This is a genomic window from Shewanella psychrotolerans (assembly GCF_019457595.1).
In the GTDB taxonomy this organism is placed as follows: domain Bacteria; phylum Pseudomonadota; class Gammaproteobacteria; order Enterobacterales; family Shewanellaceae; genus Shewanella; species Shewanella psychrotolerans.
This window is the reverse complement of sequence record NZ_CP080419.1, coordinates 3,404,425-3,423,630: the sequence shown is the minus strand read 5'-3', so window position 1 is coordinate 3,423,630 and position 19,206 is coordinate 3,404,425. Positions and strand designations below refer to the sequence as shown.

General features: G+C 42.9%; 10 protein-coding genes, 1 tRNA gene and 1 pseudogene. 6 read left to right on the top strand and 6 right to left on the bottom strand.

What is annotated here, in order from left to right:
* Positions 1-9 precede the first annotated feature (9 nt).
* From K0I62_RS15135 to K0I62_RS15125, 3 genes are all read left to right on the top strand, one after another.
* Positions 10-918 (top strand): ABC transporter permease subunit, encoded by a 909-nt coding sequence (locus K0I62_RS15135; protein ID WP_220068896.1) that lies wholly within the window; start codon positions 10-12, stop codon positions 916-918.
* On the top strand, positions 915-1,742 hold the full coding sequence (locus tag K0I62_RS15130) for an ABC transporter permease subunit (RefSeq protein WP_220068895.1): 828 nt from the start codon (positions 915-917) through the stop codon (positions 1,740-1,742). Before K0I62_RS15135 ends, K0I62_RS15130 begins: the two co-directional genes overlap by 4 nt.
* A gap of 104 nt (positions 1,743-1,846) precedes the next feature.
* The gene (locus K0I62_RS15125; protein ID WP_220068894.1) at positions 1,847-3,133 is read left to right on the top strand and encodes an NAD(P)/FAD-dependent oxidoreductase; all 1,287 of its coding nucleotides are present in this window, start codon (positions 1,847-1,849) and stop codon (positions 3,131-3,133) included.
* 280 nt (positions 3,134-3,413) lie between these two features.
* On the opposite strand, the gene K0I62_RS15120 is transcribed toward K0I62_RS15125, so the two are convergent.
* Positions 3,414-5,867 carry an EAL domain-containing protein gene (locus K0I62_RS15120; RefSeq protein ID WP_220068893.1) on the bottom strand — a complete coding sequence of 818 codons (2,454 nt, stop codon included), beginning with the start codon at positions 5,865-5,867 and terminating at the stop codon, positions 3,414-3,416.
* Positions 5,868-6,032: 165 nt separating this feature from the next.
* On the opposite strand from K0I62_RS15120, the gene K0I62_RS15115 reads away from it, so the two are divergent.
* Together K0I62_RS15115 and K0I62_RS15110 are read left to right on the top strand one after the other, a co-directional pair.
* Complete coding sequence (locus K0I62_RS15115; RefSeq protein WP_220068892.1) at positions 6,033-9,665, top strand: ATP-binding protein; 3,633 nt, start codon at positions 6,033-6,035, stop codon at positions 9,663-9,665.
* 47 nt (positions 9,666-9,712) lie between these two features.
* Positions 9,713-10,648, top strand: coding sequence for a GGDEF domain-containing response regulator (locus K0I62_RS15110; RefSeq protein ID WP_220068891.1), 936 nt, complete (start codon positions 9,713-9,715; stop codon positions 10,646-10,648).
* Between the two features lie 290 nt (positions 10,649-10,938).
* Here the strand turns inward: K0I62_RS15110 and K0I62_RS15105 are convergent, their stop codons facing one another.
* The gene (locus K0I62_RS15105) at positions 10,939-11,730 is read right to left on the bottom strand and encodes a substrate-binding periplasmic protein (RefSeq protein ID WP_220068890.1); all 792 of its coding nucleotides are present in this window, start codon (positions 11,728-11,730) and stop codon (positions 10,939-10,941) included.
* 386 nt (positions 11,731-12,116) lie between these two features.
* Here K0I62_RS15105 and K0I62_RS15100 point away from each other — a divergent pair, with 386 nt between their 5' ends.
* Positions 12,117-14,435, top strand: coding sequence for a phosphatase PAP2 family protein (locus tag K0I62_RS15100; protein WP_220068889.1), 2,319 nt, complete (start codon positions 12,117-12,119; stop codon positions 14,433-14,435).
* A 150-nt stretch (positions 14,436-14,585) separates the two neighbouring features.
* Here K0I62_RS15100 and K0I62_RS15095 read toward each other — a convergent pair.
* The 4 genes and pseudogenes from K0I62_RS15095 to dnaG form a co-directional block, all read right to left on the bottom strand.
* Positions 14,586-14,816 (bottom strand): annotated as a pseudogene (locus K0I62_RS15095) (VOC family protein); the annotation flags it as partial.
* 338 nt (positions 14,817-15,154) lie between these two features.
* Positions 15,155-15,231: transfer RNA gene (locus K0I62_RS15090), tRNA-Ile, on the bottom strand.
* A 195-nt stretch (positions 15,232-15,426) separates the two neighbouring features.
* Positions 15,427-17,268: an RNA polymerase sigma factor RpoD gene (gene rpoD / locus K0I62_RS15085; RefSeq protein ID WP_220068888.1), complete on the bottom strand. Its 1,842-nt coding sequence runs from the start codon at positions 17,266-17,268 to the stop codon at positions 15,427-15,429.
* A gap of 126 nt (positions 17,269-17,394) precedes the next feature.
* Positions 17,395-19,122, bottom strand: coding sequence for a DNA primase (dnaG, locus tag K0I62_RS15080; protein ID WP_220068887.1), 1,728 nt, complete (start codon positions 19,120-19,122; stop codon positions 17,395-17,397).
* Positions 19,123-19,206 lie beyond the last annotated feature (84 nt).

The window sequence follows — 19,206 nt, the reverse complement described above, 5'->3', positions numbered from 1 at the left end:
GGGGGCCGTATGAAAAAAAATCCGCTTAAGCTTTTGTTCCCCAAAGGCCGATTTTGGACAATAGGCATCCCCTATTTTTGGTTGCTGATGTTTTTTGCGCTGCCGTTTGCGATTGTATTAAAGATCAGTTTGTCGACGCCTGCGATAGCTATTCCGCCCTATGAAGCGCTTTATCAGTATGCTGATGAATCACTACATATTCTGCTCAATCTGGGCAACTATTTATTGGTGTTTCAAGACTCCTTATATGTGAATGCTTATCTTGGTTCACTGAAAATGGCATTTATTACGACGATAGGATGTTTACTGCTTGGGTATCCAATGGCCTATGCTATTGCTCGAGCACCGAAACAACATCAAACCGTATTGATATTGTTAGTGATGTTACCTTCATGGACTTCATTCCTTATCCGTGTTTATGCCTGGATGGGGATCTTGAGTAACAATGGAGTTATCAATAACGTCTTGATGTGGCTAGGCGTCATATCTGACCCCATTCAGATGCTCAACACTAATTTTGCCGTCTACATAGGTATTATTTATACCTATTTACCTTTTATGATTTTACCTCTCTATGCCAACTTATCTCAGCTAGATGGTAGCTTGTTAGAAGCTGCGGCGGACTTAGGTTCTCGTAGTTTGAATACCTTCTGGAAGATCACGCTACCCCTATCGAAAGGCGGTGTTATTGCGGGATCTATGTTGGTGTTTATCCCTGTAGTGGGTGAGTTTGTTATTCCTGAACTACTCGGTGGCCCTGATTCCTTAATGATAGGTAAGGTGCTTTGGCAGGAGTTCTTTAATAACCGTGATTGGCCAGTAGCCTCATCGCTTGCGATTGTGATGCTAGGACTATTGATTATACCTATCACGCTATTTCATCGTTACCAGTCTAAAAGTATGGAGAAAACGGTATGAATAACAGACTAAATAAACCTAGTTTTTCTACCATAATGCTTTGGGCTGGGATGTTTTTCCTGTACGCGCCAATGTTTATTCTGGTGTTTTACTCATTCAACGAATCTAAACTGGTTACGGTTTGGGGGGGATTTTCGGCTAAATGGTACGGCGAGCTGTTTCGTGATGAGCAGATATTAGATGCTGTTTGGACCAGCTTAAAGGTCGCGTTTTTCGCCTCAACGATGGCGGTGATTTTAGGTACGATGGCGGCATTTGTGATGACGCGTTTCGCGCGCTCTTGGGGACGAATGACGCTGTCGAATATGATCACTGCGCCACTGGTTATGCCTGAAGTGATCACAGGTTTGTCACTGTTGCTACTGTTCGTTCATATGGCAGATCTATTTGGCTGGCCAGCAGAGCGAGGCATGTTGACCGTATGGATTGCTCATTCGACCTTCTGTGCCGCTTATGTCGCCGTTGTGGTGTCATCGCGTTTACGTGAGCTCGATATGTCGATAGAGGAGGCGGCACAAGATTTAGGTGCTACGCCACTAAAGACCTTTTTCTACATAACCGTCCCTATGATCTCACCAGCACTGATCGCGGGCTGGTTATTATCTTTTAGTTTATCACTGGATGATCTGGTTATTGCCAGTTTTGCATCAGGACCTGGTGCGACGACGTTGCCTATGGTGGTGTTCTCATCTGTGAGAATGGGCGTATCGCCAAAGATTAACGCCTTAGCAACCCTGATCATTTTGATGGTGTCCTTAATCGCCTTTATCTCTTGGTATATGGCGCGCCGCGCAGATAAGCGCAGCAGAATGGCGAGCGACTAATCTCACAATAACTCATCAATAATTCTGGTGACAGGCTATAGCCGATTACGTCTATAGCCTGCCTAATCTAACTGAACAATTATTATAAAATTCAGGTGGTTTATATGAACTGTACACCTCACGCTAACTCCTATTATGCCGCGTCTGCTAATACTAAGCAGTTACGCACAAAATTAGCCGATAACATTGAAACTGATGTTTGTATTATTGGTGCTGGGTACACTGGTTTATCTTCGGCAATTCATCTATTGGAAGCGGGATTTAAAGTTGTTGTGCTAGAAGCCGCTCGGGTAGGTTTTGGCGCATCGGGGCGTAACGGTGGCCAGATTGTCAATAGTTTCAGCCGCGATATCGATACTATCGAAAAAACTGTCGGTGTTGAAAAGGGCAAACTTTTCGGTGAGATGGCGTTCGAGGGTGGACGTATCATCAAGCATCTAGTGGCCAAATATAACATTCAATGTGACCTAAAAGACGGTGGTGTATTTGCCGCACTTAACCCAAAGCAGATGGGCCATCTTGAGTCACAAAAAGCCTTGTGGGAAAAGCATGGTCATATGGGGCATCTAGAGCTCCTCGATGAGTCTGGCATTCGTAATGTTGTCGCTTCAGAGCGCTATGTCGGCGGTTTGCTAGACAAGAGTGGTGGCCATATTCATCCGCTTAACTTAGCCTTGGGTGAAGCGGATGCTGTTGAGTCTTTAGGTGGACACATTTTTGAAGATTCGGCGGTGGTTAAAGTTGATCAAGGTGAAAGCCCAGTGGTGCATACCAAAGAGGGCTCGGTCAAATGCAAGTTCGTCATTGTCGCGGGTAACGCCTATCTCAATGGTTTGATGCCTGAGTTACAAGCTAAATCGATGCCGTGTGGTACGCAAGTGATCACCACCGAACCTTTAGACGAGGCGTTAGCCAAGTCATTACTACCACAAGATTACTGTGTTGAAGATTGTAACTACTTACTCGACTATTTTAGATTGTCAGGCGATAAACGCCTTATCTATGGTGGTGGGGTGGTTTATGGTGCAAGGGATCCTGCTGATATTGAAGCGATTATCCGTCCTAAGATGCTCGAAACTTTTCCGCAGCTTAAAGATGTAAAAATTGATTTTACTTGGACAGGTAATTTCTTGCTGACCCTTTCTCGTCTTCCTCAAGTTGGACGTATTGGCAGTAATATCTATTACTCTCAGGGATGCAGTGGCCATGGCGTGACTTATACTCATCTGGCTGGCCAGATACTGGCTGAGACCATTAATGGTCAAGCAAAGCGTTTCGATGCGTTTGCAGGCTTACCACACTATCCTTTCCCTGGGGGGCATCTACTTCAAGTGCCATTTTCTGCTATCGGAGCTTGGTATTATACGATGCGTGATAAATTGGGGATTTAACTTACAGTCTTGGTTAAACATGTGATACCAATCAGTATAAGAAAGTGATCGGTTCAGCGTGTTTTAGCTGTTTTGATGCAGGGTAACGACTTTAAGCCTCGAATAAGTATGCGCTTCACTCGTCGCTGAGCGACGACACCTTTATACTCATAGGTATTAAAGCCCGCGTAGGCGGGCTTTTTGTTGCGTAATACTACGCATAACATATCGCCAGATATACGGTATGAATACCAATCTATACCCTAGTATTGGGCATTGGTTATTGGGTATTGGGCATTGGTTATTGTTTTTGTAACAGTAGATTAAACTCTTCTAACGGTAGTGGCTTGCTAAATAAGTAGCCTTGGCCTTGTTCACATACTAAGGTCTTCAGCTGATCAAGTTGCTGCAGAGTCTCTATCCCTTCGGCGACTAACGTGAGCTTCAGTGATTTAGCTAGATTAACCACCGCCTTTACGATATCTAAACTCTGCTCATCGACAAACATATCTTTAACGAATGATTGATCTATTTTTAGTGTGTTAACGGGAAAATATTTCAAATAGGACAAGCTAGAATAGCCTGTGCCGAAATCATCAATAGCAATAGTTAAACCAATTGACGATAAGGTATTGAGAATGGTTAAGGCTTCGTCAAAATCATGCATTAAAGCACTCTCTGTCACTTCGAGTTCTAAGTACTTACTTCTTAGTCCTGTCAATTCCAGCGCATCGGTTACTGTTTCACAAAAATTGGGGTTGGAAAACTGTTTTGCTGCGATATTAACCGCGATGCGCAAATCATGACCTTCGTCGCTCCACTTTTTTGCGACAGCACAGCTTTTGACCAATATAATTTTACCGAGATCGTGAATTAATCCAGTTTCCTCCGCCAAAGGGATAAAATCTAACGGTGAAATCACTTCGCCTGTGGGGGTTGAGAGCCTAGCTAAGGCTTCTGCTCCGACTATTTTCATGCTTTTTAAGTCTAGCTTAGGCTGGTAATACACCTCGATAGCCTCGGTGTTTATAGCGGTTTTTAAATTTGTTATCAGTAGGCTACGCTTTAATAATTGACTTTCTAACTCTTGGGAGAAATAACAAAATCTGGCCCTGCCTAGGTCTTTTGCACGATACATGGCGGCATCAGCATGGGTCATCATCTCTTCGCATCTAATGGCATCTGTTGGGAAGATGCTAATTCCTATGCTGACCGATAACGAGTGTTCTTTTCCCTCAATTCTAAATGGGGTTTGCGTACTTTGGACGATGTCATTTGCTATGGTGTCGATTTGACTTGCGGAGTTAATGTTAGGTAGCAGTAACACAAATTCATCACCCCCTATTCTTGCTAATGTGGCATTAGGATCAATGAGTGATTGTAATCGTTTTGCGACCAGTTTAATCATGAGGTCGCCAAGAGCGTGACCGAGTGAATCATTTAGGAATTTAAAGTGGTCTATATCAATCATCAGCAGTGCAACTAGCTTATTGTTGGCTTTTGCGACATTACAAGCATGGCTCACTCTATCATGGAGTAAAATGCGATTAGGAAGATCTGTTAGTTGATCATGGTTTGCCAAGTGACTCATTTTTACTGCCATAGCCACAGATTCACTACAGTCGTGAAAGACGATGATTGCCCCTGTTATATAGCCTTCATCATCTTTAATCGGAGAGGCTGAGTCTTCTACTCTATAGACTGTGCCATCTTGGCTGGTTAATTGGCAGTTTAATGCCATACCGACCGTGCGCTGTTCTTTCAAGGCTATGGTGACTGGGTTCTGGCCTTTATATTTTGTGCTTGCATCACATAGATTCATCACTTCATCTATATGTAATCCCATAGCATCGTGGTTTACCCAGCCTGTTAGTCGTTCAGCAATAGGGTTCATAAAGGTAACTCGTGCTAGCTCGTCGGTTGCGATAACGGCATCACCAATAGAGTTAAGCATAATTTTCAGGCGGTTGTTTTCAGTATAGAGCTGTTTTTTAGCCTGTTTTATTGAGCTGATATTCGTCATGGTTAAAAGTAAGCCAGCGAATTTATTGTCTTGCTTTGCTATGGTCAAATGGACTTGTGCATCGCTGATCTGGTGACCGTTATCAGGTAGTTTTATTTCAAACTCATGGTTTAGTTGGTCTAACTCCAAACAGTCAAGAACCGCTAGGTATAGATTGGATGGCAGGATTTTAGATGCATGTTTAGATATCGTTGCCCTATGTGGGAGGTTTAACCATTTGCCCTCGTAGTCGTTATTAAAGAGGTTGTTCAAGTCTTCTGACCAATAAGAGATGTAAGCGGGAATTTGATTAACCAAGGCCTGCATATCTTTTTGAGTTTCAATTAGTGCGGCTTCATGTCGCTTTAGCATTAAATGATTTTTGACTCTTAAGCGGCATAAAGCGATATCAACAGGTTTACCGATGAAGTCAATTCCACCATATTCTAACGATTTGTATTCAAAGGTACTTTCACTGTGCGCGGTGACAAAAATGATCGAGATATTGCAGGTTTTTGGATTGTTTTTTAACCTTCTGCAAATTTCAAAGCCATCCATCTCTGGCATCTCAATATCCAGAAGAATAATATCGGGGAGTTCGGTCTCTGCCTGTTCTAACGCATCGGCGCCTCCTGCGCTGCAAAGAACCTGCGCTAAGTCGCCAAGCGCAGAATCTAACAAGTGTAAATTAGCAGGATCATCATCAACAACTAAAATTTTCTGACGAGATTCGACGTCGTTGTTGAACAGCATACATGAACTCCCTTTCATATTTGGCATTAATTGTTAGTCTAGCTTATTGATTTCAATTTGCTTAGCCGAATTGTTAGAAATTCTTGCTAAGTGTAAGTGTTTGAACTTGAATAAAACAAAGCGTTCAGAAACTATGGCTTCCAAAATGTTATGGGGTTTACAAGGATGGTAGTAAACAAACGCAGTCTAACTCGTCTTTTTGATAGGTTAGGCCGTTCATTATTAACGATCTCTTTTGTTACATTATTCTTTGTTTCGGTTGTTGCGGTTGTGGTTTTCGAATCTCGACTAACTCGCTCTATTGTTAGCGAGGAGCATTCAAACTTATCTGATGTAAGTCGCCAGATTGATCATCAAATACAGGAGCATTTATCTCGATATTCAGATAATTTACGATTTTTGTATTCAACCCCACCTGTTTCTGGTTTAACTCGTGCTAAAAATAATCATGGCGTCGATCCTGTTGATAACAGTAGCTATTTATTATGGCGTAAGCGGTTGGAAGTTATTTTCGAGTCTTTTTTACGTAACAAAAGTGAGTATGAACAATTACGAATAGTATCGCTTGATGGCAACGAACTCGTGCGTGTTGATCAGCGTGCTAACCTAGTACAAGTCGTTGATGATTCTAATTTACAAAATAAAACTCATCGGGATTATTTTGCTGCGAGTGTAAAACTTCCCCCTAATGAGGTTTACACTTCGGCTATCTCGCTTAATCGAGAGTTTGGCCGAATCGAGAGTCCTCATCGACCAATGTTGAGGCTATCAATTGCCATTTTTGATGAGTCAGGTAAGCGCTTTGGTTTTATGATTGCAAATATTAATGTTGCGCAATTACTGAACTCCTTCGAAAAGATGATCCCATCTCCTTATCAATTTATATTGCTCGATCAAGATGGATTTTTCTTGGTACACCCAGATAAGGAGGCGCAGTTTAGCCGAGACTTAGCACCTGAACAGCGATGGGATAAGCGTTATCTTATCGTTGATGAGGTTGAGGACGATTTTCATAAAGTAATTGATAGATATAAAGATAACAAGCCATATTATATTTTTAGAGATGATGTAACGCTTTCAAGTTATAGTCAAAATGGTCAATTGGAAATGATGTTGCTTACCTCAAAAACCGACATTGATCAGATTATGGCGTCCAGACGCTTTAGCGTTTATTCATTTATGTTAGCCCTGTCTTTGCTCTTCGCTTTTGTGGTCATCATTCTTCATCGCAATGCGAAAAGCAGCTATGCCCTTACTGCTGCCAGAGCTCAATCTTCGGCAATTATTGGTAGCTCAAAAGATGCAATCATATCGGTCTCAACCAAAGGTCAAATTACCAGTTGGAACCGTTCTGCTCAGTTGCTTTTTGGTTACGATGCCAAATATGCCATAGGCAGAATGCTTAGTGACTTATCACTATTGGAGGAGGTGGATCTCGCCGAACTCGTTGACGAGTTACATAGCGATGATAAGTCATTCTGTATTGAAACCTCTTTTATGCAAGAGAATGGTACGCAATTATATTTATCGGTTTCTCTGTCATCGATTACCAATGAGTATCAGGAGTGCTGTGGGGTCGCTGTGATTATTAGCGATATCACGATTGAGAAGAACGCTGCACAAAAAATACAATCTATCAACGCCGAATTAGAAAAAAAGGTTGCGATTAGAACCGCAGAGCTAGAGCGGGCAAGCCGAGTGAAAAGTACTTTTATTTCAAATATAAGTCATGAGATGAGAACGCCTCTTAACGGTATTGTCGGTACCTTAAACTTGCTAAAGGGAGAGCCCTTGTCCGCTAGTCAGTCTCGTTATTTGAATATGGCTGAGGTTAGTGTCAATGCGCTAGCGATACTCATTAATGATGTGTTGGATCTTTCTAAGATAGAAGCCGGTAAGTTAGAGCTCAATATACAGCCATTTAACCCGCGTCATTTAGTTGAAAGCTTGTGTGGCGGTATGGCAGTTAAAGCGCAGGAGGAAGGACTGGATTTTATTATTGATCTGGTTGATTTAAATTGTATTTCGATAGTCAGTGACATGCATAGAGTGTCACAAATTTTGTCCAATTTAATCAATAACGCCATTAAGTTCACCGAGAAAGGGATGGTTAAGGTGAGCGTTACTAGCCTGCTGACTAATACTGGGGAGATGCAGTTTAGCTGTCATGTATCTGATAGTGGGATTGGAATAGCAGCTGAAAACCAAAACAAACTTTTTCAGGCATTTACTCAGGAAAACATGAGTATTTCATCCAAATATGGTGGAACCGGGCTCGGATTATCGATATGTAAGCAGTTAAGTGAGCTACTAAATGGCAGTATAAGTTTTAAATCGGAAAAAGGGGTTGGTAGTACTTTTACTTTTACCATGAATCTTGAGGAAGGAGATTATACGCTAACGTCTTTTCCTCCAGTGTTAGCGGGACATCAATGTGTTTTAAGGGTGGCGCAGCCAACACAGTCGGTATGTATCGAGAGAGCGTTAACGGCATTAGGTGGTGAAGTGGTATCGGCGCAATCATTATTGGATTGGCTTATTGATAACCAAAGAGGCTCAGAATCAATGCCCGATGTCATTGTCATTGAGCAACAAGATCCACTTCTAGTCGAGTTAGATAATAAATGGAACGAACTAGTATCTAGCTTTAATCCTCCAAAGATACTGATTTTTCAACGGAGTGGAGAGCCTCCAGTAAGAGTGACTCATGCAGAGGTGACACTAATAAATAATCCTTTACTGATATCTGAGTTGATTAAGGTGTTTGGCGAAGAGGAAGAACAGCTTGGCTCTAGTTATGAGCATCATAGCGAGTTTGACGCGAGTCGCACTCAGCTTACGTTAGATAAGCTTAACCTAGATAAAGTTGCTGGAGCTAGGGTTTTGGTTGTCGATGACAATAACATCAATATAGAGGTCGCAATAGGCGTGTTATCGGCATTTCCCCTTGTGTTTGTAAAAGCTGCAAATGGCCAAGAGGCAATAGAAGCATTAATTAGTTGTGCCGAAGACAACAAGCCAATCGATTGTATTTTAATGGATTGTCAGATGCCTATCATGGATGGTTATCAGTGCACTCGAGATATTCGTCAAGGTAAGGCCGGAGATCAGTATATTTCGACGCCAATTATCGCTATGACCGCGAGCGCCATGATGGGAGAGCGTGAAAAATGCATTGACTTGGGGATGAATGATTACGTCACTAAGCCTATTGTGGCGGAGGAGTTACAAGAAAAAGTATTCAATTGGGTTGTTGCTGGGGATTTTCCCAAAAAACGTCCTACTATCAACAATGAGATAGGTTCGCAATTTGACGGTTTGAACATTAGTGCTGATAGTAATAGTGTGGATATGCAAATCAATAGTCTTGATAGTGAGGTTGATGGCAGCGCCTGTGATGAATTAGATACCAGTAATGAATTAGAGGTAAGTGATGATGTATGGAATGTGACCCTAGCGCTTGCTCGATTGATGGATGATATTCCGTTATTTATTGATATTTGTCAGATGTACTTAGACTCCACTCCAGTACAGATTGGCGAACTAAAAGCGGCAATTGAATTAGGTGATTGGGAAAAGGCGCGTCAATTGAGTCACGGGTTGAAAGGATTATCAAGTAGCATTGGCGCAGTGGAATTACAAGCAAAGCTATCCGATTTAGAGGCTGCAACCCAAGAGCAGAATAAGCAAAACTTAATTAAATTATATGATGAAATAGACGCTTCGTACCTGAGGTTGATAGGACTAGTGGAAGGTTATTTAGAGGAACAAGCTAACCTACAGGCCGCTGATGATTAATCGACAGTAAAGCGTTAAGTCATTGCAAAAAACAAAAGGTTGGCTCGATGGTATCCGAAAATCAAAGTTACGGATTAGAGGTAGATAGACGAGGAAGGATTTTGCTTGTAGATGATTTGCAGGTCAATATCGTTATCTTATCTCAGCTGTTTAAGGGACAACACGAAGTCGCATTTGCCTTAAATGGTGAGAAAGCTGTTGAGCTGTGCCGAAGTTTTAAGCCAGATCTTATTTTGTTGGATATTGAGATGCCTTACATGTCCGGTTTTGAGGTCTGCGAACAACTTAAAGCCGATAATTTAACAAAGGATAGCGCGATCATCTTTGTATCGGCTCATCATGACGAAGAGATAGAAGCAAAGGGATTTGAAATGGGCGCGGTCGATTTTATCCATAAGCCGATCAATGCCACCATCACAAAGGCTCGAGTCGAAAACCAACTGTTACTGAAAAAACAAACGGACACTCTGCGATCCTTAGTCATGCTTGATAGTTTAACCGGGATAGGTAATCGCCACCATGTTGAACGTCGCCTGCCTGAAGCTTGGCGTAACAGTATTCGCCTACACTCACCGATATCGATATTGATGTTAGATGTCGATTATTTTAAGCGCTATAACGACATCTATGGCCACCAAGAAGGGGATAAAGCGCTAACTCGTATTGCTCAGGTTATAGCTAATACCATTAGGAGACCTTATGACTTTTGTGCGCGTTACGGCGGTGAAGAGTTTATTTGTGTTTTGCCTGATACTGATATGAATGGGGCGCAAGTCTTGGCGCAGCAGATTGTTGATGCGGTTAGGGAGCTGCATATCCCCCATTCGGATTCAGATGTGAGCGAGTACGTGACTATCTGTGCAGGTGTAAGCTCGATTATTCCAGATCAAACATCGGACTGGGAGCGAGAAATTGAGTCCGCAGATAAACAGTTATATCTTGCCAAAGAGCATGGGCGCGACCGCATAGAGCCCGCAATTTAACAATGTTTTGGTTTGTAGTCACATCTATGCATCGAACTCAGGCGAGGGTTTCTAGCACGATAAAGCTTGATGGTGAATGTGATGATACCGCGTTGAAGCAACACACGGAATACAGTTTGTCCAAGTTGTATTTTATGTTCCAGATGTGAACATCTACAGCGTTTTTTATGAGTGATAACGAGCTAAATATGTGATTGGTACTAGGGCTTTGATGAGTCGGATAATCATATGAGATGGGACTGATAAATACTGAACAAGATTTTATGCTCCTAATACCTAATACCTAATACCTAATATCCGATTGAAATGTTATCAGGGTATTTGGATTTTATATTGTTGACAGTCCCATCGTTAATCATATCGCATAAAGCGTCATCAAAAGCCCCTGCTAGGGCTGAATAGTCTCGAACTCTTGTAAATGCCAGATAACTATTTAACACTTCTATTGGTGGTTCGATTAGCTTAACTTGCTTTTTTTTCCCTAGCCTAGACAGTAGCGCATAGCCAACATCTTGACTATTGATGATGATGTCAGTGCGACCTGCTAACAGCTTTTTTATATTGAGTTCGAAGCTTTGAGCGCAATCTATATTTTTTAATATTCCGTTGCGAACTGCGGTATCAAAGATAGGGCCGTATGAAGTATTACAACTCACTCCAATATTATAAATTGCGAGATCGTTAATATCACCTTTATAAGTTATGTTTGAATCAACCAGTGTGAATATTACAAATCGTTGCTGCACTAATGGCATTGTAGTGAAGAGCAGTGTGGCGTTTCTTTCGGGAGTTTTTTTTAATGAAAAGTACGCATCAACTTCACCCTCTTTAACCATTTTCAAGCCCCGTGTTATAGGGAAAAACTCGATATCAACATTAACACTTAGTCTGTCAAATGCTTCCGTGACTATTTCGAGTAAAATGCCTGTTTTTATATCGCCATTTTGGTAGATAAATGGCGGGTAATCTAACGTTGCGATTTTAATGCTATTTTCTTTGGCATTGGCGTACAGTGACCCAAAAAAGGCGGAAAATAGAAGCACCGCCGTAAGCTGTGTCAACAGTAATACAAGCTTGAGCATGGACTGGTCTCCTATGGTCAATGATGTGTACAGAAAATACGTTATAGCCTTTGCTTCGTGAGTTCACCATGTCAAAAAAATCACGGTAAAGTCTGCGTATAGTGAGTACTAAGCTTAGTCTGTAACTCTTAGCTAATGCAATTAGGTGGCGTAATTGATGTCATAGTTACAGCTATTGCTAGTCACGTGAGAGGCTAGAGGCTAGCCAGCAAGTGCTAATAGGCCGTAGTTAAAGCTTTTGTCATAACATTTAGAAGTGATGAGGTCACTAAGTCTTAATCAAATTGTCATACTTTAGAATTATCGTACCAAACGCTAAAGCAGAGACGGATCAGTGTAGCAAGCTCTCTATTTCGATTTGATCACTTCTAGGAAAGTACGAAATTATGAAATATTCAACAGCAAGTAAGATGTTCACCATGACGGCGATTGCTTGTGCGTTATCAGCATGTAATTCGAGTGATGACGATACTAATGTATATGTAAAACCTAGCGAGCCAGTGGGAACCGCTTATATTGAAGTCATCCCTGAGCCTGAGCTGTCTGGATCAGATGTTGCCATAGTCGATGGCAATATTCCTGTGACTAACAATAAAAAAAATGTGGTGGCTTTGGATGAAACGACGAGTCCTATGCTACAAATTTTGAATGGTTTTAACCGTATTTGGACTCACGGTGATGAAACATGGGCCAGCACTGGCTCAAATAGTCTAACCGTGGCCGCTGGCTATGAGGCATATAATGGTATCGATGGTGGCGCTTCAACCAGTACTTCTAAAGCGCTGCAACTGAGTTTTGTCGATAATGCTATTTTGGATGAGACTGTATGGAAAGAGAACTTCGATTACGTTGCTACGCTGACTCGACCAAATCAAGATAAACCCGATCTGGATCGGAATGATAAAAAGGTGTTGGTTGATGCCTATTTAGACGATCAACGTAATAAAGGTTTTAGTATCACCTCGGGCCTAGGCCCACTAGCCGAAGGTTATAAAGTCGGCGCAAACTCGGTATCGCCATATAAGGTCAATGCTAATGGCGATGTCAGTGTGGGCGGAAAAGTTATCGACATTCTCGATAGCGAACATTTAATGAATAACGATCTTAGTGCGCAGGTAAGTGCAACAGAGACTGGATATGGTACGACCGAACTCGATGGCGCTGCGACTAAGCTCGCCAGTGTTGTTAACATGCTGCATGCTATTGCGAGTTATGGCGCATCGAGTGAAGCCCCTAAGTATCATTTTGAGTCACCACGGCCTTGGCGTATCTATTCGAGTGATTATTCCGTTGCTTCTTATACCGATTTTAGCGATTTAACGCCATTGACTTGTTATAACCTCGATGGCACCTCGACGATCAAATATTATGATTTACCCGATATAAGTAATCGTTTAGTTACCGCAATTGATGGACTGAGATGTGCTGCACGGACTATTTATACCGACAACGGTGGAAATTCCTACTCGGGAGGTTATAACGATCCCACGGGTGGACAAGCCTGGGTTTCGGGCAGGGCAAAAGATGGCGGATATCCAAGTGGTCACACCGCAGAAGCCTTTGACCGTGGTTTAGGCTTTGCTTATGCCATACCTGAACGGTTTGCCGAAATGGTCGCGCGTGCCGGTGATTTGGGGCAAAATCGCATTGTCGCGGGAATGCACTCTCCATTAGATGTTATTGGTGGACGCATTATGGCCACGGCAATCACAGCGGCCATGCTGAATGATGAAAATAATAGCGATGTGATCAATGATGCGGTGACGCAGGCCCATGACTACTTTTTAGCTGAAGCCAATGCGGCGGGTTATGACTCTATCTATGATTTTGCCCATTGCACCACCGATGCTGACGCTGCCTGTGATGCGAGCGATGAATACGCAGATCATAAAGCGATGAAGGAAAGATATCGCGCCTATATGACCTTTGGATTCAATCCATTGAAAGAGGAATCGAAGGCTCCTGAAGTACCCAAAGGTGCGGAAAAACTGTTAGAAACACGTTTGCCTTATTTAGATGCTCATCAGCGCCGCGTGGTATTGGCGACCACTCAGATCGCATCTAATTATCCTGTTATCAATCAATCTCGTGGTTGGGGACGATTGGATTTAGTGGCAGCAGCAGATGGATTCGGCGCTTTTAATGAGAACATCAGTGTTGATATGGATGCCGACAAAGGGGGATTTTTTGCCCAAGACAGTTGGCGCAATGATATATCGGGTGCCGGTCGCCTAGAGAAAACGGGTTCTGGTAGCCTCACTCTCGAAGGTAACAACAGTTATAGTGGCGGTACAGTGCTAGAGCAGGGCACGCTTAAAGCGGCGTCAGCGACAGCATTTGGCACTCACACTTTCTATCAAAAAGAGGGGACGCTTCTGGTTGCTATCACTGCAGGTGAGACAGATAGCGAGAGCGGTGCGTTACATGTCACTGACTTTGTACAAGATGGCGGCGTGTTATCGCTGGATCTCAGTAAAAACGCCAAAATAAATGCAAAGAATACCATTTATCTTGCTGGCGCCTTGCAGCTAACGGTTCCAAATTTAACCGAGGCTAAAAAATACACTATTTTATCTTCTTCTCACCTTGAAGGTAAGTTTGATGCCGACAGTATCATGGCAACGGATAAAGCCAATAACAGCTATGAAGTTTCAATGACTTATACAGGCACCGAAGCGAGTGTTACTGTGACACCTAAAGCCTAACTGGTTAAGGTCATGGTGGCTTGTTAAATAGCGGCGAAAGAGACCTCATCAGTTCTTATTTTATGGGGCTGGTGAGGTTTATTGGTTTATATCAATACAGACGATTTCGGAACTGGCCCTATGATAACGCTAAAAGACAGCTGGCGATCGCTATCTTTTTGCCATTGGATGTTCTGGATTCAATGGTAATAGATCCCAAAGATTGCCATACAAATCTTCAAACACTGCTAACGTGCCGTAATCCTGTTCTTGCGGTTTACGAATGAAATTGATATCAACCGATCTCATGTATTCATAGTCTCGCCAAAAATCATCGGTATTAAGAAATAGAAACACTCGGCCTCCAGCTTGGTTGCCGATGAAATCATGTTGTTCGGGTTTGAACTCATCGGGATAACGTTTTCCGCGCATGTAACACCTCATATTTTTGGTTCATTATAACTCTATGAAGTGTCTACTGTTCTAGGGGCTTACCAATCGCCCTACTACTCACAGCGTTTTAGCAAGTAGCTATAATACCTCCAAAAAAATTATACTTTATCAAGTGAAATTTGTTCCAGTCAATTAGGTTACTCTTGATTAAGACTTAATGGCTTGAATATGCATGTGGATGCTTTAGGAGAGCGTTACACAACCTGCATCTGCTACATATTTGCTACACAGAACTCTAGATGCGAAAAAGGCGTAGCAAGTACTAACCTGCTACGCCTTATCTGTATTGGTGGCCCCTCACAGACTTGAACTGTGGACCTGACGATTATGAGTCGTATGCTCTAACCAACTGAGCTAAGGGGCCGACTTAAGATAGTCGTCACTATCGAAAGCGCTGAGAAGTATACGAGGTTTGATTGCGCTTGTCACCCCAGTTTTGCGTTCAAATCCTAAGTTTGAATTCAAGTGGTTATCTGTTAATCAATCTTGGCTCGTGCAAAGCATAAAAACAAAAAACCCAGCAAGATGCTGGGTTTTAAATGAGTCATTTAAACAAGGGTTACTCGTCTAGGAACGACTTTAAGATCTCAGAACGAGAAGGGTGGCGTAACTTACGTAACGCTTTCGCTTCAATCTGACGAATACGTTCGCGGGTAACGTCGAACTGCTTGCCCACTTCCTCTAAGGTGTGGTCAGTGTTCATGTCGATACCGAAACGCATACGCAGTACTTTAGCTTCACGAGCGGTTAGGCCTGCTAAGACTTCGTGAGTCGCGTTCTTCAAGCTTTCGCCTGTCGCAGAGTCAAGTGGTAGCTCTAGGGTCGTATCTTCGATGAAATCACCTAAGTGCGAATCTTCATCGTCACCAATAGGCGTTTCCATAGAGATAGGCTCTTTGGCTATCTTAAGTACTTTGCGGATCTTGTCTTCTGGCATCAACATGCGCTCAGCCAACTCTTCTGGAGAAGGTTCGCGACCCATCTCTTGCAGCATTTGGCGAGAGATACGGTTTAGCTTGTTGATTGTTTCAATCATATGTACTGGGATACGGATCGTTCTTGCTTGGTCAGCAATAGAGCGAGTGATCGCCTGACGGATCCACCAAGTCGCATAGGTCGAGAACTTATAACCACGACGGTATTCGAACTTATCAACCGCTTTCATCAGACCGATGTTACCTTCTTGGATAAGATCCAAGAACTGTAGACCACGGTTGGTGTACTTTTTAGCGATAGAGATTACTAGACGTAAGTTCGCTTCAACCATCTCTTTCTTCGCACGACGAGCCTTAGCTTCACCTATTGACATACGACGGTTGATGTCTTTGATTGCTGCAATCGCAAGACCGGTTTCATTTTCAATCGCATCGAGTTTAGCGCGGCAACGTCTTACGTCATCGGCAACCATTTCTAGACCTTCAGCATAAGGTTTTTTGGCTGCAAGTTCGTCGTTAAACCATTCGATGCTGCTTTCGTTAGACGTATAAACTTTAACGAAATTTTTCTTTGGCATCTTAGCTTGTTCAACACATAGCTTCATGATGAGGCGTTCTTGAATACGCACTTTATCCATCATTTCACGCATGTTTTTCACAAGGCGGTCAAACTGTTTTGGCACTAAGCGGAACTCTTTAAAGATCTCACCAATCGCAAATAGTGCACCAGTGGCTTCAGGGTGTTCACGACCTTTTTCTGAAATCACTTTTAACGCATGTTCATGTGCTACGCGAAGTTGAGTGAAACGCTCGCGGGCTTCCTCTGGATCTGGCCCTTTTGGCGTATCATCATCTTCATCATCATTTTCATCGTCATCATCTTCGTCATCTTCGTCATCGAGATCGTCGTCAGATAATTCTGAACCGATATGCGTTGCTGTCGGGGCAACATCATCAGCATTAGGGTCAACAAATCCAGAGATAATGTCTGATAGTCTGACTTCTTCAGCTTCGTAGCGGTCATACTGCTCAAGGATCATAGTGATTGCTTGAGGATATTCAGCGACCGAGGCTTGAACGGTATTAATACCTTCTTCGATACGCTTGGCGATAACAATCTCGCCTTCACGGGTAAGAAGCTCTACAGTACCCATTTCTCGCATATACATACGAACAGGGTCTGTTGTGCGTCCAAGTTCTGCCTCTACCGTAGCAAGCGCTGCGGCAGCTTCTTCTGCAGCATCCTCATCGGTACTGTCTTCAGACATCATAATGTCATCGGCATCCGGCGCCTGCTCATAGACGCGAATACCCATGTCATTTATCATCTGGATAATATCTTCGATTTGGTCAGAATCGACCATATCTGCAGGTAAGTGATCATTCACTTCTGCATAGGTTAAATAACCTTGCTCTTTACCTTTGGCAAGCAACAATTTAAGTTGCGACTGCGGAGTATGCTCCATAGATATCATCCAAGTTGGGTAACTGTTAAACGACGGGCAGATCAGTGCCGCGCAAATCGTCAATTATAGCCGTGTGTGCAATGCTGTGCTAGTCCAAGTCTTTACTTATTGAGACAAAATTTGCTCTTAAGTTTGTCCTTGCATCACAGCGATGAGCTTTTTCAATTGCATCCGCTCTTCTTTAGTATGGTGCTGTTTTAAGCTCAATTCCTGATATCGTTGTTCAATGTATTGATTGTTTAACCATATCAGGGTTTTTTTGAACTCTTGCTGTAAATTTTCATCCGCCACTTGATGTTCCCATTGGGTCAGCTTTTTCAGGGTGCCTAACTGGTCATCACCTCTGAACTGTTCAAGTAGTTGTGCGCTGTTAATCTTATTTGCTCGAGTTCGGTCTAATAAGAGGGTTAGCAAATCAATGCCTGCCATCTTGATATGTTTTAGCGCTGGCTGCTCGGGTAAGCCATTACCCAAGTGAGGATGTTGAACAAGCAAGGCGATGGCTAATCGCAATGGTGTTCCTCGTCCTTTAAGCGCTTTGTTTTGCATCGGTTTATTCTGCTTTTTAGCTTGAAAACCGAGTTTACGTTGCAACTCTTCTGCACTGTTCATGCCCAGCTTATAGGCTAGATTTTCCAGCAATAAACTTTGTAGAACAGTGTCTTGTACCTTTTCAATCAGCGCCATGGCTTGTTTAGCTAGGGTGCCTTTATCTGTGCCGTAACGGCTGGCTAAGGTATCGAATAAAAATTCAGGTAACAGCTTAGCTTCTGTTATTAATTGCTCAAATGCTGGTTTGCCAATTTGCCTCACCATGGAGTCTGGATCTTCACCTTGTGGCAAGAACATAAACTTAACCTGATCGCCAGGTTTTAGCAGTGGCAGGGCGGTTTCTAGTGCGCGCCAAGCCGCTTCGATACCTGCTTTATCACCGTCATAACAACAAACGACCTCTTTAGCGCTGCGCAGCAGTAGTTGAAACTGTTCTGCTGTCGTTGAGGTGCCTAAAGACGCTACCGCATAATCAACATCGAACTGGGCCAACGCAACAACATCCATATACCCTTCGACAATCAATATTTGATTTGGGTCCCTGTGACGTTGCTTTAGTTCGTATAGGCCATATAACTCATATCCCTTATGAAATATGGGCGTTTCCGGAGAATTCAAGTATTTTGGTGTACCATCACCAAGCACTCGTCCACCGAAACCTATTACTCTGCCTCGTCTATCGCGGATTGGGAACATCAGCCGGTCACGAAATCTATCGTAACGCTTACCACTGTCATTTTCGATCACCATTCCCGCGGTGAGCAGTTTGTCTTGCGAATCTTGGTTTTGGCGATAACGGCTAAGGAGTCCATCCCAACCATCGGGCGCAAAACCGATATTGAAGTGTTTAATCACTTCATCAGACAGTCCTCGATGAGATAGATAATCGAGCACTTTCTGTTTATCTGTATGTTGTCTTAGCTGATTTTGGAAGAATAGACTCGCTTCTTCCATCAACTGATAAAGATCGCGGCTTAATCCCTCATCTCGACGCTTACCCGTGCCTTGTTCTCTAGGTACTTCTAGGCCGAGTTGGCCAGCGAGCTCTTCAATGGCATCGACAAAGTCGAGTCGGTCATATTCCATGACAAAATCAATTGCGTTGCCATGGGCGCCACAGCCAAAACAATGATAAAACTGCTTATCTCTACTAACGGTGAAAGAGGGCGATTTTTCGCTATGAAACGGACAGCAGGCAGAATGATTTTTCCCCGCCTTTTTCAGGGGGACTTTAGCATCGATAAGGTCGACAATATCGGTGCGAGCTACAAGCTCATTGATAAAATCACGAGGTATCGCCATTGGTGTATAAATGCCGCCTTTCGCGAAATAAAACAGAAATCCTACAAACAAACAAGCCGTGCTTAAGCACGGCTCATTCATACA